Annotated in this window: 11 protein-coding genes; 5 read left to right on the top strand and 6 right to left on the bottom strand. The window is 59.5% G+C overall.

What is annotated here, in order from left to right; all coding sequences use genetic code 11:
* Window positions 1-379 precede the first annotated feature (379 nt).
* A complete protein-coding gene (locus HNQ95_RS09955; RefSeq protein ID WP_182573981.1) occupies window positions 380-838 on the bottom strand; it encodes a host attachment protein in 459 nt (152 codons plus the stop codon).
* Between the two features lie 182 nt (window positions 839-1,020).
* Between HNQ95_RS09955 and HNQ95_RS09950 the strand changes: the two genes are divergently transcribed.
* From HNQ95_RS09950 to HNQ95_RS09930, 5 genes are all read left to right on the top strand, one after another.
* Window positions 1,021-2,028, top strand: coding sequence for an efflux RND transporter periplasmic adaptor subunit (locus HNQ95_RS09950; RefSeq protein ID WP_067961475.1), 1,008 nt, complete (start codon window positions 1,021-1,023; stop codon window positions 2,026-2,028).
* A 3-nt stretch (window positions 2,029-2,031) separates the two neighbouring features.
* Complete coding sequence (locus HNQ95_RS09945; RefSeq protein ID WP_182573980.1) at window positions 2,032-3,273, top strand: ABC transporter permease; 1,242 nt, start codon at window positions 2,032-2,034, stop codon at window positions 3,271-3,273.
* Window positions 3,270-6,086 (top strand): phosphoketolase, encoded by a 2,817-nt coding sequence (locus tag HNQ95_RS09940; RefSeq protein ID WP_182573979.1) that lies wholly within the window; start codon window positions 3,270-3,272, stop codon window positions 6,084-6,086. The genes HNQ95_RS09945 and HNQ95_RS09940 overlap by 4 nt, the downstream gene beginning before the upstream one ends.
* Window positions 6,087-6,101: 15 nt before the next feature.
* On the top strand, window positions 6,102-7,259 hold the full coding sequence (locus HNQ95_RS09935; protein ID WP_067961466.1) for an acetate/propionate family kinase: 1,158 nt from the start codon (window positions 6,102-6,104) through the stop codon (window positions 7,257-7,259).
* 130 nt (window positions 7,260-7,389) lie between these two features.
* Entirely contained in the window at window positions 7,390-7,599 is a 210-nt protein-coding gene (locus tag HNQ95_RS09930) for a hypothetical protein (RefSeq protein WP_067961463.1), read from the top strand.
* A 152-nt stretch (window positions 7,600-7,751) separates the two neighbouring features.
* Here the strand turns inward: HNQ95_RS09930 and HNQ95_RS09925 are convergent, their stop codons facing one another.
* From HNQ95_RS09925 to HNQ95_RS09905, 5 genes are all read right to left on the bottom strand, one after another.
* Window positions 7,752-8,363 carry a DedA family protein gene (locus HNQ95_RS09925; protein WP_067961461.1) on the bottom strand — a complete coding sequence of 204 codons (612 nt, stop codon included), beginning with the start codon at window positions 8,361-8,363 and terminating at the stop codon, window positions 7,752-7,754.
* Between the two features lie 4 nt (window positions 8,364-8,367).
* Window positions 8,368-8,748: a hypothetical protein gene (locus tag HNQ95_RS09920; RefSeq protein ID WP_067961459.1), complete on the bottom strand. Its 381-nt coding sequence runs from the start codon at window positions 8,746-8,748 to the stop codon at window positions 8,368-8,370.
* A gap of 74 nt (window positions 8,749-8,822) precedes the next feature.
* Window positions 8,823-12,005 carry an efflux RND transporter permease subunit gene (locus HNQ95_RS09915; protein ID WP_210283742.1) on the bottom strand — a complete coding sequence of 1,061 codons (3,183 nt, stop codon included), beginning with the start codon at window positions 12,003-12,005 and terminating at the stop codon, window positions 8,823-8,825.
* Between the two features lie 8 nt (window positions 12,006-12,013).
* Window positions 12,014-12,976 (bottom strand): efflux RND transporter periplasmic adaptor subunit, encoded by a 963-nt coding sequence (locus tag HNQ95_RS09910; RefSeq protein ID WP_182573977.1) that lies wholly within the window; start codon window positions 12,974-12,976, stop codon window positions 12,014-12,016.
* Between the two features lie 11 nt (window positions 12,977-12,987).
* Window positions 12,988-13,188 (bottom strand): YgaP family membrane protein, encoded by a 201-nt coding sequence (locus HNQ95_RS09905; protein ID WP_067961455.1) that lies wholly within the window; start codon window positions 13,186-13,188, stop codon window positions 12,988-12,990.
* Window positions 13,189-13,277: the final 89 nt, after the last annotated feature.

The raw sequence follows: 13,277 nt of genomic DNA, 5'->3' as shown, positions 1-13,277 counted from the left end.
CAGAACATGAAAAAGATCGCAATCAGCCTCTGGCCAAAGCCAAAACCAAGCCTCGCATGAGGCCAAAGCCGGCTCGCAACGGCCTTGGCATCTGCCCCCCGACATCAATCCAAAAGCTCAATCAACCCACAAAACAAAACCCCGCCGAAATTCGACGGGGTTTGTCAGCAGTCTGAGCCCGGACATATAGATGTCCGGGCTTTCGCTTTCTGGTTCTCTGTCCCTGGTTAAGGGCGTGAAGGCGAAATCTCGCGGGCACCCGCGCCCCCACGGAACGGTACATGTGATTGCCTCTGTGATCGGCATTCGCTCGCTTGGTCCAGCTGTCACATGCTGTCTGACTCATCTCCTCGCTTGTTTGTTCGCATGGATCCGCATTTCAACAAACCTGGATATCGAGCTTGTTCAGGGCTTGCATAAGCTGGAGCTTCGGCAGTTTGGTGAGATCTTTTGCGACCTCTTTCACCAGTGTGGAAACCAGAACTCCGGGTAGGTTCTGACGCAGTGTCCCGAGCATGCGTGGCTCGGCGACGATCGCAAGATGATCGAATTCATGGTCAGCGTAGCGCCGTCCCAATTCTTCAATGAGCGTAATCGCGAACTGCACCTCTTGCTCTTGGACTGGGTCAGACACGTACTCCATCGCGGAGCGCCGTCTTCCCTTGGACGCAAAGCTGCGTCCGGGTCTGTCCGACATGATCTCGCGCAGTGTTTTGTGATTCACCTCGAAACCCAGATCGTCCAACAAGGCTGCGTCCTCGTTGTCGCCCTCCATTTGACGAATGATGCGAGCACGAGCACCATCCGCTACCAAAATCCACGTTTTCTTGCGTTTCATGGCGCATTCCTTTCGGAGTGGTTCTTGATGGTCGCAAGAGAATAAGTCGGTGCTCGCCACCTCGCTTTGACCGGGGTCAAGGCGCGCATGGAACAAAGTCCGTTTTCTGAAGGCGGGCGAAGCAACCGGGCGAGCGAACCTCCCTTCTGGCAGCGGCATAAGACCTAGCAGGAGCAAATGCTGTGCGGCTGGCACGATACATATACAGCCTTGTTGCTATCGGTGCGGTGGCAGGAGCTGCCGCCTGGTATTTCTGGAGCCCCCCAAGCGTGTCGGTTGCGACGATGTCGCGCGGAGACGCGGCCGAAATCGTCTATGCAAGCGGTACAGTCGAACCACGGACCTGGGCGAAAGTGGCCCCGGTGGTTCGCGAACGTATCGTCGAACAATGCAACTGCGAAGGGTCCCGGGTCTCACAAGGCGACGTTCTGGCTCGTCTGGATGATAGCGAAGAGCGCGCGGCACTGGCCGAACTTGAGGCACGACGCTCGCTGGCCCAAGAGGATTTTCGGCGCTTGTCCGTACTTGCCGAACGGAACGCGGCCAGCCGACAAGCGCTCGATCGCTCCCAAAGCGAGCTTCTGCAAATTGAAGCCCTGGTCGCTGGGCGGAAAGCCCGGCTCGAGACTTATGTTCTGCGAGCGCCCAGTCCGGGGATCGTTCTCAGGCAAGATGGTGAGGTGGGCGAGGTCGCCGAGCTAGGTACGGTTTTGTTTTGGGTCGGGGAGCCAAAACCACTGCTCGTGGTCGCAGATGTCAACGAAGAGGACATTCCCCGCGTCGAAATTGGTCAACGCGCCCTTCTTAGAGCCGATGCCTTTCCGAAGCAAAAACTCGAGGCTCAAGTCGACAGCATTACGCCAAAAGGCGATCCGGCGACGAAGACCTATCGCGTCCGCTTTCGGCTGCCCGATGAAACACCGCTGCGCATCGGGATGTCGACAGACATCAACATCGTCGTCCAAGTCTCGAAAAATGCCCTGCTCATTCCCTCTGCTGCGGTTGACCAGAACCATGTCTTCGTTGTCGAGGACGGCAGGTCGCGACGGCGCGATATTCGTATCGGCATCCGCGGCACGGGCAGCACCGAGGTTCTGGCTGGCCTCGACGAAAAGGCTCTCGTCGTCACTCCCTATCCTGCCGACCTCGCCGACGGTAGCCGTGTGATCATCTCAGGCCCAGAGGAGTAGATCATGCCCCTCATTCTCGACATTGCGGTCACGCATATCGCCGGACGCGGGCGACAGACAGTTGTGGCCATCCTGGGTGTTGCTGTTGGCGTGGCCTTCTCAATTGCCATGGCGGCATTGATGCAGGGTGGGCAGGACGATTTCGTCAGGCAGCTCATCAACACCATGCCTCACGTTGCCATCACCGACGAAATGCGCACAGCCCCCCGGCAGCCTGCGGAGGACGTTTTTGCCACTGCCGCCATTTCCGGGCTGAGGCCACGTGATGATCGGCGTGGGATCATCAATCCGACGGCTGCAGCAGCCTGGCTCGACACCTGGGTTCCCGGTCGCTTCTCAACGAGCCTGAAGACGCAAGGTGTTATCCGCTATTCCAATCGAGAAGCTGGCGCGGCGGTCATCGGGATCGATCCGATGCGAGAATCTGCTGTTTCGCCGATCATCGAGGAGTTCGTTGAAGGCAGCTTCGCAGCGCTCGCGGCGGGCGGCAACAACGTGGTGATCGGAGACACCATGGCTTCCCGGCTAGGTGCCAGCTTTGGAGACACGATAACGGCCGTTTCCTCAGACGGGCTTACCCGCGCGTTCAGAATTGTGGGCCTGTTCCATACCGGGACAACGATTCGTGACGAAGGCGAGGCCTACGTTCTGCTGAAGAATGCTCAAATCCTGTCAGCGCGCCCGAACGCCATCAACGAGATACGAATTAAGCTCGACAATCCGGACAGCGCACCTGCGGTGGCGCACCGGGCTGAGACTGAGCTTGGCTACAAGGCTGTTGCTTGGCAGGAAGCGAACGAATCCATCCTCGAGGCCCTCGTTGTCCGCAATGTCATCATGTACACGGTGGTAGGTGCGATCATGCTGGTCGCCGGATTCGGCATCTACAACATCATCTCCACCATCACGCATGAGAAGGCGCGTGACATCGCCATCATGAAGTCGCTCGGCTTCCCCGAAGCCGACATGCGTCGCATGTTCCTGATGGAAGGCTTGGCAATCGGCGCTGCCGGCTGCGCGTTCGGTTGGCTCCTCGGCCTTGCAATGACCTGCGCTCTGTCGCAGGTTCGCTTCGAAATCGCCGCGACCGGTCAGGAAATGACCCGGCTGCCAATCACTTGGAGCATTCTGCACTATTTGAGCGCTTCAGCTTTTGCACTGGCCTCTGCAGCGGTCGCTGGATACTTGCCCGCCCGCCGTGCGGCCCGTCTCAATCCTGTCGACATAATCCGGGGCGCATCATGAGCCCGCTGATCGAGACCGAACGACTGACGCGTATTTTGCCGGAAACAGTTCCGGTAACGCTCGTCAAAGATGTCACGCTGAGCATTGGCGAAAAGGAATTCGTGGCCGTTACTGGACCGTCTGGGTCCGGCAAGTCTTCTCTGCTCTACTTGCTCGGGCTCCTTGACAGCCCCACCAGTGGCACACTGAAGATCGGTGGACGCGACACCGGACCCATGGACGAGAAGGAGCGCTCCCGTACACGGCTTTCGACGATGGGTTTCGTCTTCCAGTTCCATTTTCTCCTGCCAGAGTTCACCGCGCGAGAGAACGTGGAGATTCCAATGCGCAAGCTGCGCCGCCTCGAACGAAGCCAGATACGCGAGCGGGCCAGCGAGTTGCTCATATCCCTGGGGCTTGCCGAGCATCTCGAACGCGGAATGCAGAGCGCCAAGAAGTCACTCGCCGAAATCGACGACGCATTCGTCGATTCCGAAGAACTCCATCTGCTTCATCGGTATTGGCAGGCGGCGAACTATCTGTCGGTTGGGCAGATTTATCTGCTGGACAACCCTCTGCTGCGGGAACCGCTGAAGCCCGAGCACATCAAGCCACGCCTGCTTGGCCACTGGGGCACCACACCCGGACTCAACTTCATCTACGCACATCTGAACCGCCTCATCAGGAACCGCGACCTCGACATGATCTATGTCTGCGGGCCAGGCCATGGCGGACCGGGTATGGTGGCCAATACATATCTCGAGGGCAGCTATTCCGAGATTTACCCCGAGATCGGCCGCGACACCGACGGCATGCGCGCGCTCTTCCGGCAGTTTTCCTTCCCCGGCGGCATCCCCAGCCACGCCGCGCCTGAAACCCCCGGCTCCATCCACGAAGGCGGAGAGCTGGGCTATGCACTGGTTCATGCGTATGGGGCCGCCTTCGACAATCCCGATCTAGTCGTAGCCTGCGTGATAGGCGACGGCGAAGCTGAGACTGGCACGCTTGCAGCCTCATGGCACTCGAACAAGTTCTTGAGCCCTGTCCATGACGGCGCCGTCCTGCCGATCCTGCACCTCAATGGCTACAAGATCGCCAATCCGACGGTGCTTGCCCGCATCGACAAGTCCGAGCTGCATGACCTTCTGACAGGTTACGGGCACGAACCCATCTTCGTCGAGGGTGAGGACCCTGTCGAAATGCATGGCAAGATGGCCATGGCGCTCGACACTGCATGTGATCGCATCGAGGCGATCCAGACGGCAGCAAGGCGGGAGGGTCGCGCCGAACGCCCCCGCTGGCCGATGATCGTATTGCGCAGTCCCAAGGGCTGGACTGGTCCCAAAGAGATAGACGGCAAGAAGACCGAAGGGTTCTGGCGGTCTCATCAGGTCCCGATCACTGATCCACGCCAAAACGAGGAGCATCTTCACATCCTGGAACAATGGATGCGGAGCTATGACCCCGACAATCTGTTCGACGATCAGGGAAGGCTGCGCGCGGAGCTGGCGGCATTGGCTCCTGAGGGGATCAGAAGGATGGGAGCCAACCCTCACGCCAACGGCGGTGGCCTCAAGCGCGACCTTGTCATGCCCGACTTCAGGTCGTTTGCGATCGATGTGCCATCACCCGGTTCCGTCAACGGGGAGGCGACGCGGACAATGGGACGGATGCTCAGGGAAATCGTCGAGCTGAACGCCGAGGCTCGGAACTTCCGCATCATGGGACCCGACGAGACTGCTTCCAATCGGCTTGATCCAGTGTTCGCATCCACCGACCGGGTGTGGATGGCCGACATCGAGCCTTATGACGAGCACCTTGCCCGCGATGGGCGTGTCATGGAGGTTTTGAGCGAGAATCTCTGCCAGGGCTGGCTGGAAGGCTATCTACTGACAGGGCGGCATGGGCTGTTCTCTTGCTACGAAGCCTTCATTCACATTGTTGACTCGATGTTCAACCAGCATGCCAAATGGCTAAAGGTTTCACGAGAATTGCCTTGGCGGCAACCGATCGCTTCGCTCAACTATCTTCTGACCTCGCACGTCTGGCGGCAGGATCACAACGGCTTCAGCCATCAGGATCCGGGCTTCGTCGACCTCGTGGCCAACAAGAAGGCGGACATAGTCCGCATCTATTTGCCTCCCGATGCCAACACCCTGCTTTGGGCAACTGACCATTGCCTGCGCACTTTTAACCGGATCAATGTGATCGTGGCTGGAAAGCAGCCCCAGCAACAATGGCTGAACATGGCCGACGCGATCGCCCACTGCCAAGCTGGAGCAGGCATCTGGCATTGGGCCGGCTCCGAAGACGACAGCGGCCCCGATGTTGTGATGGCCTGCGCCGGCGATGTACCCACGCTAGAGACACTTGCCGCGGTGGGCCTGCTGCGGGAAGCCCTGCCAGACCTGAAGATTCGTGTCGTCAACGTCGTGGATCTCATGACGTTGCAGTCGGCTAGCCAGCATCCCCACGGCCTCACAGATGCAGCTTTTGACGCATTGTTCACTGCGGACCGACCGGTCGTCTTCGCCTATCACGGCTACCCTTATCTGATCCATCGGTTGACCTATCGCCGCAACAACCACGAGAACATCCACGTTCGCGGCTTCCAAGAAGAAGGTACCACCACTACGCCTTTCGACATGACCGTTCTCAACAAGATGGACCGCTATCATCTCGCCATCGAAGCTATCGACCGCGTCCGCAACCTTGGGCCCAAGGCTGCAGAAGCGCGGGCCTATTTCGAGAACTGTCTCTCACAACACTGGCATTACGTCCGAGATCATGGAGAAGACATGCCCGAGGTGCGCAACTGGTCATGGCGGGGCTGAGAAAGGAAGAACCACATGGCTCTCCTGGCGCTGAACGCAGGATCTTCCAGCTTGAAATTCGGGCTGTTCACGCAGTCGCCTGCTGGCCCGGAGCAGTTGTTACGCGGCGTGTTCGATGGCATTGGCGGATCTCCCCGTTTTTCGGCAAAGCACTCGTCGGGCCAAATTCTCGCCGACGGCCGACCTGTTGCCGCGAGATCAACGGCATCGTTGCTGGAGGGACTTATCGAGTTTCTCCAACCGTTCTTGGACGGCCGGCCGCTGGAGCTGGTCGGCCACCGCATAGTTCATGGCGGAAGCCGCTTTGTGACACCAATTCGCCTGTCGACGGACGTTATCGCCGCACTTGACGAACTCACCCCCATCGCCCCGTTGCACCAGCCCGCGAGCCTCGCGCCCGTCAGGGCGTTGGCTGAGCTACAGCCGGGCCTCGTGCAGATTGGCTGTTTCGACACGGCTTTTCATTCCTCGATGCGGCCGCCCGCCAGCCGATATGCGCTTCCCCGTCAGTTAGAAAGCGATGGCGTGCGTCGCTACGGCTTTCACGGCTTGTCCTATGAATATGTTTCCCACCATCTGGGCGAGATCTCACCTCGGCTTTTGCAGCAGAGGACTATTGTTGCCCATCTGGGCAGCGGCTGCAGTCTTTGCGCCATGGTCGACGGGAAGAGCCAGGACACGACCATGGGTTTCACCGCACTGGATGGGGTGATGATGGCCACACGCTGTGGTTCGATTGATCCCGGCATCCTGCTCTATCTGCAAAAAGCGCAAGGGCTGGGGGTCACCGAGGTCGAGGACCTGCTGTATCGTCGATCGGGCCTACTCGGCGTGTCGGGCATATCGGGCGACATGCGCGCCCTGCTTTCCAGCAGCGATCCACGGGCGACCGAGGCCATCGACTTGTTCGTGTTCAGCATTTCACGGGCCATTGCGGCTCTTGCCAGTTCGATCGAAGGCATCGAGCTTCTGGTTTTCACTGGAGGGGTCGGCGAACACGCAACAGAAATACGGCAGGCGATTTGCCGGCGACTCCAGTGGTTGGGGGTCAAACTCGATCCATCGCGCGACGGCGACGTGATCAGCCATCCCGACAGCAAGGTGGAGGTTCGTGTGATAGCCACGAACGAGGAACTGTCCATTGCCAGACAGATGTCCAAGTTTCAGTCCTGACAAGTCGGCACCCGGCGCGACCCAACTGATCCCACGCTGTTGACCCAAGTCAAAGCGTTGCCGTTGATGCGTTTCTAGGATTGAAGCGAACCGCTGCTGCGGCTCCGGGACATTCGGGCGGGGACAGCCAATGAAGTATCGCGAAGTGCAGGAACGCCTGCGTGCGGTGGGCGTAGCAATCAGCAAGCGAGGCGGCGTCATCCGGGTCAATTATTTCGGTGGCTTCGAAGGAAGCGCGAAATACACAACTGACCTGCAAGAGGCGCTGGCCCTCGGACTTGCGATGGCCAGGCCGGAACATCTGCCCAAGATTTGGCTGTCAGTTCGACCAACCGACTAGTCCCGCAGCCGAGCGTTCCAGACCGTCTCGCTCGATGCCTCACGATCGTTCGGTTGTCAGGGCTCGGCGCAACCGACGAATGACAGCAGACCGTTTGGGGGCCACCGGTAATCCGACAGGCTCCGGCCGGCGAGGATAACCTCGCCAAGAGCCTAATGCGACTGCAACGAAGCCGAGCCAATCCGCCTTTCATATAGAATCTTCAGGCCAAGCAAACCGGCAACTACGGCAAACACAAGGAACCACGTCAAATCGCCGAGGATGTCGGCAACAGCCAGAATGCTGCGACTGAAAAGTATTCCCAACCCAACAAATTGGAACACCCAGACAGCTTCGCCGAAGACACCCCAGACGGTAAAGCGTGACCAAGGATAGGCCATCATACCGGCAACAATGTTGACTCCCGGACCGAGCGGGCTAAGCAGCCACCTGGTAAGGAAGACACTGATTGCACCCCATCGGACAGTTGCTGTCCGCGCATGGCTAAGGGTGTCGGCCATGTGCAGCCTCTCGGCTAGCCTTTCGGCCAGCCCCTCGCTTCCCAGGCGGCCAATCAGGTAGCCCACCTGATCACCCAACACAGCGCCGGCAATCCCCCACGCGAAGATGGAGACCAAATCCAACTGGTCGCGCGCCACCAGCGAACCGGCCACGAGCAGGGCGAGCGACGAAGGAAGCGGTACGCCGAGGCTACCGAGAGCAAGGATGGCGAACAACGCAAAGGCACCATAGTCCGCGAGAAAAGCCATCGCCGCATCGCTCATGGGCCTAGCTGCCGCTCATTCTATCGGACAGACCGCCGTTCGATTGCTGCCGGCTCCTGCCTATGCTCGCTTCGATGGTGGATTTGAGCGCCTCAAACGAAACGCCCTTGGCCGATGCTATGTCGCCAAGGGTCCGCCTGTCCGAAACACCTGTCGGAAGATCAAGCGCACTGAACAGCGCTTTCGGCTCCAGATTGTAGGAGTGGGCCACATAGCCCACTGTCATCCATGGTTCGATCGGCTCGTCGCGGTGCGATGACCAATAGACCGCATGGACGGTCAGGCGAATCGCGAAGAACCCACTGGCAACAAGTGCGGTGACGAACGCAGCCAGCAGGATCAGATTTGCCAGGCGGACCGGTATCTTGTTCGAGCGGATGCGCATTACCCTCCCCGACCTTGCATGTCTGTTGGAGTTCTTTCAGCGGGACTTGCCAGGGTCATTTGTTCATTTCTCATCTACGTCCTCAGCACCCTGTAGATCGCCGGGATGACGAGCACCGTGAGCAATGTCGACGAAGCAAGACCGAACAGCAGAGAGATGGCGAGCCCTTGGAAGATCGGATCCGACAGAATTACCGCCGCGCCAATCATGGCTGCGAGCGCGGTGAGTAGGATCGGTTTGAAACGAATTGAACCAGCTTCAATCAGTATCTCGGTCAGAGGCAGTTCGCCGGTGTTGGCATGACGGATAAAATCGACAAGCAAGATTGAGTTACGCACGATGATGCCGGCGAGCGCGATGAACCCGATCATAGAGGGCGCCGAGAACGGCGCGGAAAGCAGCCAATGGCCACCCAGTATGCCGATGAAGGTCAGCGGTATCGGTGTCAGGATCACAAGCGGCAGCTTGAAGGAGCCGAACTGCGCAACGACCAAAATGTATATGGCAAGCAGCGCGACCACAAATGCTGCGCCCATGTCGCGGAAGGTCACCCAGGTAACCTCCCATTCGCCATCCCAAAGGAGCGTCGAGGAACCCTCATCCTGCGGTTGGCCATGCAGCGAGACGACGGGCTTCGGAAGCCCCGTCCAGTCCTGCACATCGATGGCCTCCCGCACCGCAAGCATGCCGTAAAGGGGGGCTTCGAAAGTTCCAGCGAGTTCAGCCGTTACCATTTCGGCAGCGCGGCCATTGTGCCTGAATACCGGAAACGACGCACGTTCTTCGGCAACCCGCACAACGTCGCCGAGTTCGACAACGCCGCGATCACCCGGCAGTACGTTGGCTGGAAGGGGCGTCGCCAAGAACTGCTCGTCGACAACCCTATCGCCCTTCGGCCGCTCGACGCGGATGGGGATTGGTTGCCGGCCGCCTCCGCGATGGGAATAGCCGACCGTCGTGCCGCCGTTGAGGATCGCGATCGTGTCGAAGACGTCGCTCTCTTCGACATGGAAGAATTCGGCGTCGTCGGTTGAAATCCGCATGCGCAGCCGGCGCGCGGGCTGCCCATAGGAATTGTCGATGTCGACGATGAATGGAACCGACCGAAAGGCCATCTCGACCTTCTCCGCGACTTTTCGCCGGGTCTCGCCATCGGGTCCGTAGACTTCTGCCAGAAGCGTTGCCATGACGGGTGGCCCAGGCGGCGGCTCGACGACCTTTAGGCTGGTGCCCGACGGCATGGACACGGCCTTGATACGCTCTCGAATCTCGAGCGCGATCTGATGGCTGGAGCGGATGCGCTCCGCTTTGGGCAGAAGGTTTATGGCGACATCGCCCTGTTGCGGCTCCGTCCGATAGAAGGAATGGCGCACCAGGCCGTTGAAATTGAAAGGTGCCGCAGTCCCGGCATGCGTCTGGACCGACATCACCTCCTCCAGAGCCAGAACTATGCGCGCAACCTCCTGCGCAACGCCGTCTGTGGCTTCGACGGAGGAGCCCTCGGGCAGGTCGATCGTGACCGATAGCTCTGACTTGTTGTCGAAGGGAAGCAGCTTGACGGTCACATCCCTGGTGTAAAACAACGCAAGGGAACCGAGGGTAAGAATGCCAACTGCGAGCAGAAACGACCAGCTTGCGATTTTCGACGACAGGATCGGGCCTGCCACGGCGGCATAGGTGCGGCCGAACACGCCGCCATGCCCCTGGTGGTGACTGATCGGGGTTGCCCTACCGGCGATCCTGAGCATCAACCAAGGTGTTACCGTGACAGCGACGAAGAACGAAAAGATCATCGCTGCCGACGCATTTGCAGGAATCGGGCTCATATAGGGTCCCATCATCCCCGACACGAAAAGCATCGGCAGAAGCGCAGCGACGACGGTAAGTGTCGCAACGATGGTCGGATTGCCGACCTCGGCAACCGCCTCAATTGCAGCATCCTTGCGTTCGCGGCCGTCGCCCATGCCCCAGTGGCGCGCGATGTTTTCGATGACGACGATTGCGTCGTCGACGAGAATGCCGATCGAGAAGATGAGGGCAAAAAGCGATATGCGGTTGAGCGTATAGCCCATCCACCACGAAGCGAAGAGGGTAAGCAGAATCGTTACGGGAATAACTACAGCGACGACTACGGCTTCACGCCACCCGATGGCCAGCCAGACAAGAAGGATGATCGAGACCGTGGCGAGCCCGAGATGATAAAGCAGCTCGTTCGCCTTTTCGTTGGCGGTCTCGCCATAATTGCGTGTGACTTCGACCGACACCTCGCCCGAAATGAGGCTTCCTTTGAGCATTTCGACACGGTGCAGGATCGATTCGGCAACTGTCACCGCATTCGAACCCGCACGTTTGGCAATGGCCAGCGTGACCGAAGGAACGCGCGAAACTCCATTTTTCGATCGTAGGACCGTCGACACCAGAATTTCCCCCGTGTCGGTTGCGAAGGCAACGTCGGCCACGTCACGGACATAGACTGGACGGTTATCGCGCGTCGTCACCAACAGATTGCCGATCTGGTTTGGTGAACTCAGCGTCTCGCCGGCAATGACGGCGATCTGCTCGCCATCGTCCCTGGCCCCTCCAGCAGGAAAGGCCTTGTTGGCTCCGGAAACCTTCGCGGCAAGCTGCTGCAGCGTGACGCCGTAGAGGGCGAGCTTTTCGGGACGCGGCGCCACCCGTATGATCTCTGCCGTTTCGCCGACGAGATAAGTCAGGCCGACATCGTCGATCTTGGCAATCTCGGTGCGCAATTCGCGTGCGATGCGCGTCAAATCGTTCGCCGTTATGCGATCGGCCATGTGTGGGTTGGGCGAAAGCGTCAGCGTGACGATCGCAACATCGTCAATGCCGCGGCCGACGATGCGCGGTTCGGGGACGCCGAACGGAATGCGGTCCAAGTTCGCGCGGACCTTGTCATGGACACGCAACACCGCGGCGTCGGATGAAGTTCCGACGATGAAGCGTGCGGTTACCATCACTTGATCGTCGTCAGTTTGCGAATAGACGTGCTCCACGCCATCTATTCCTTTGACGATCATTTCCAACGGTTCGGTGATCAGCTTGACGGCATCATCGGCCTTCAGGCCGTCAGCGCGAACAAGGATATCAACCATTGGAACCGAAATCTGCGGCTCTTCCTCACGTGGCAATGTCAACAGAGCGACGAGTCCGAACGCGAAGGCAGCGACCAGGAACAGCGGCGTCAGTGGCGAGGCGATGAAAGCTCGCGTCAAGCCCCCGGCAATACCAAAACTCATCGGGAGCTTCATGGCGTGATCACGACATCGCCGACGGCGAGTCCAGTCAGGACCTCGACATAGTCCCCGTCAGAACCTGCGATCCGCTCGCCCAGTACAAGCGCCCGATCAATCTCGACGCCACTAACCATCACACGGACAAAATCGATGCCCGACCGGGCTTCAACGGATGCGACCGGTACGAGCAGTGCTGAGCGCTCGCCAACCGGAACCTCGACGAGCACACGGGCGCCGATAAAAGCCGTTTCCAGCTTTTCGACCTCGACGTCGGCGAGAACGCGGCCATTCTCGATCTGCGGGTAAATTTTTGCGAGACGGCCGGTCGAGTCCGCGCCGTTCGCATTAATACGGATCGAGGCCCCCTCTTTCAGCAGCGGAGCATGGCGTTCAGGCATCGCCAGGCGCAGGAAAACGCCGCCACCGCCTATCGTGGCCACCACTTCGCCGGCCATGATGACGGCGCCCCGCGTCACCGGCACGGTGAGCACGCGGCCAGCGCCGGGCGCGAATACTTCTCCCTCAGCGCCTTGCTGAACGATGACCGATCGTTGCGCCTCGCTCGCAGCCAGTTGGTTTTGTGTAACATCCGCATCGGTCCGAAGCTGGTCGAGACGCTGCGCGGTCATCACGCCCCTTTCGACCAGGGTCTGGCCGCGGGCCAACTCGGATCTTGCCGTGACAAGTTGCGCCTCAAGCGCGCGAATTTGCGCGTCGATCGCGGCGATCTGAAAAGCGATCTTGTCATCGCGAACGGTAGCGATCTTCTGCCCGGCCTTGATATTATCGCCCTCGCTCACATTGAGCTCGACGATTACTCCACCAATGCGGGCACGCGCAGGAATCGTGTCGCGTGCCTCGACCCGGCCATAGACCGCCTTCCACTCGATCACCGGGGTGGGAGCGAGCGTCACGGTTCCAGCCAATGCCGGGCCACACGCGAGCAGCCCGGCGAACAGTGGCAAGGATCGCATTTCGGCAAACCTTAAAAGGCGCGGCCCGGCTTGACGCCGAGCATCTTGAAGACGGCCGCTGCCGGGCAGAATCCAGTGAACGCGGATTGCACCAGATTCAGGCCAACAAAGACCGTGAGCCAAACGAACAAGGGCGAAACCCAAATCGTCAGCACCACCGAAAGCAGCACCATGATGCCGGCAAATGCGAGAACGGAACGGTCAAGCGTCATTGGTAATCTCCATCTGTCTGGGAAAGGCGTGACTTTTGGATACGGAGCCGGAACGTGCCGCCGCATGTCCTGCTCAGCAAAACATCGAG

The sequence above is a fragment of the Aminobacter ciceronei genome (genome assembly GCF_014138625.1).
GTDB classification, from domain to species: domain Bacteria; phylum Pseudomonadota; class Alphaproteobacteria; order Rhizobiales; family Rhizobiaceae; genus Aminobacter; species Aminobacter ciceronei.
The sequence above is the reverse complement of the archived record's forward strand: the minus strand, read 5'-3'. Positions and strand labels throughout refer to the sequence as shown.

Excerpts from the sequence above, each read along its gene's own strand:
- HNQ95_RS09935 (WP_067961466.1), top strand. The coding sequence starts at position 6,102 with ATGGCTCTCCTGGCGCTGAACGCAGGATCTTCCAGCTTGAAATTCGGG.
- HNQ95_RS09940 (WP_182573979.1), top strand. The coding sequence starts at position 3,270 with ATGAGCCCGCTGATCGAGACCGAACGACTGACGCGTATTTTGCCGGAA.
- HNQ95_RS09925 (WP_067961461.1), bottom strand. The coding sequence starts at position 8,363 with ATGAGCGATGCGGCGATGGCTTTTCTCGCGGACTATGGTGCCTTTGCG.
- HNQ95_RS09920 (WP_067961459.1), bottom strand. The coding sequence starts at position 8,748 with ATGCGCATCCGCTCGAACAAGATACCGGTCCGCCTGGCAAATCTGATC.
- HNQ95_RS09945 (WP_182573980.1), top strand. The coding sequence starts at position 2,032 with ATGCCCCTCATTCTCGACATTGCGGTCACGCATATCGCCGGACGCGGG.
- HNQ95_RS09910 (WP_182573977.1), bottom strand. The coding sequence starts at position 12,976 with ATGCGATCCTTGCCACTGTTCGCCGGGCTGCTCGCGTGTGGCCCGGCA.
- HNQ95_RS09930 (WP_067961463.1), top strand. The coding sequence starts at position 7,390 with ATGAAGTATCGCGAAGTGCAGGAACGCCTGCGTGCGGTGGGCGTAGCA.
- HNQ95_RS09905 (WP_067961455.1), bottom strand. The coding sequence starts at position 13,188 with ATGACGCTTGACCGTTCCGTTCTCGCATTTGCCGGCATCATGGTGCTG.
- HNQ95_RS09955 (WP_182573981.1), bottom strand. The coding sequence starts at position 838 with ATGAAACGCAAGAAAACGTGGATTTTGGTAGCGGATGGTGCTCGTGCT.
- HNQ95_RS09915 (WP_210283742.1), bottom strand. The coding sequence starts at position 12,005 with ATGAGTTTTGGTATTGCCGGGGGCTTGACGCGAGCTTTCATCGCCTCG.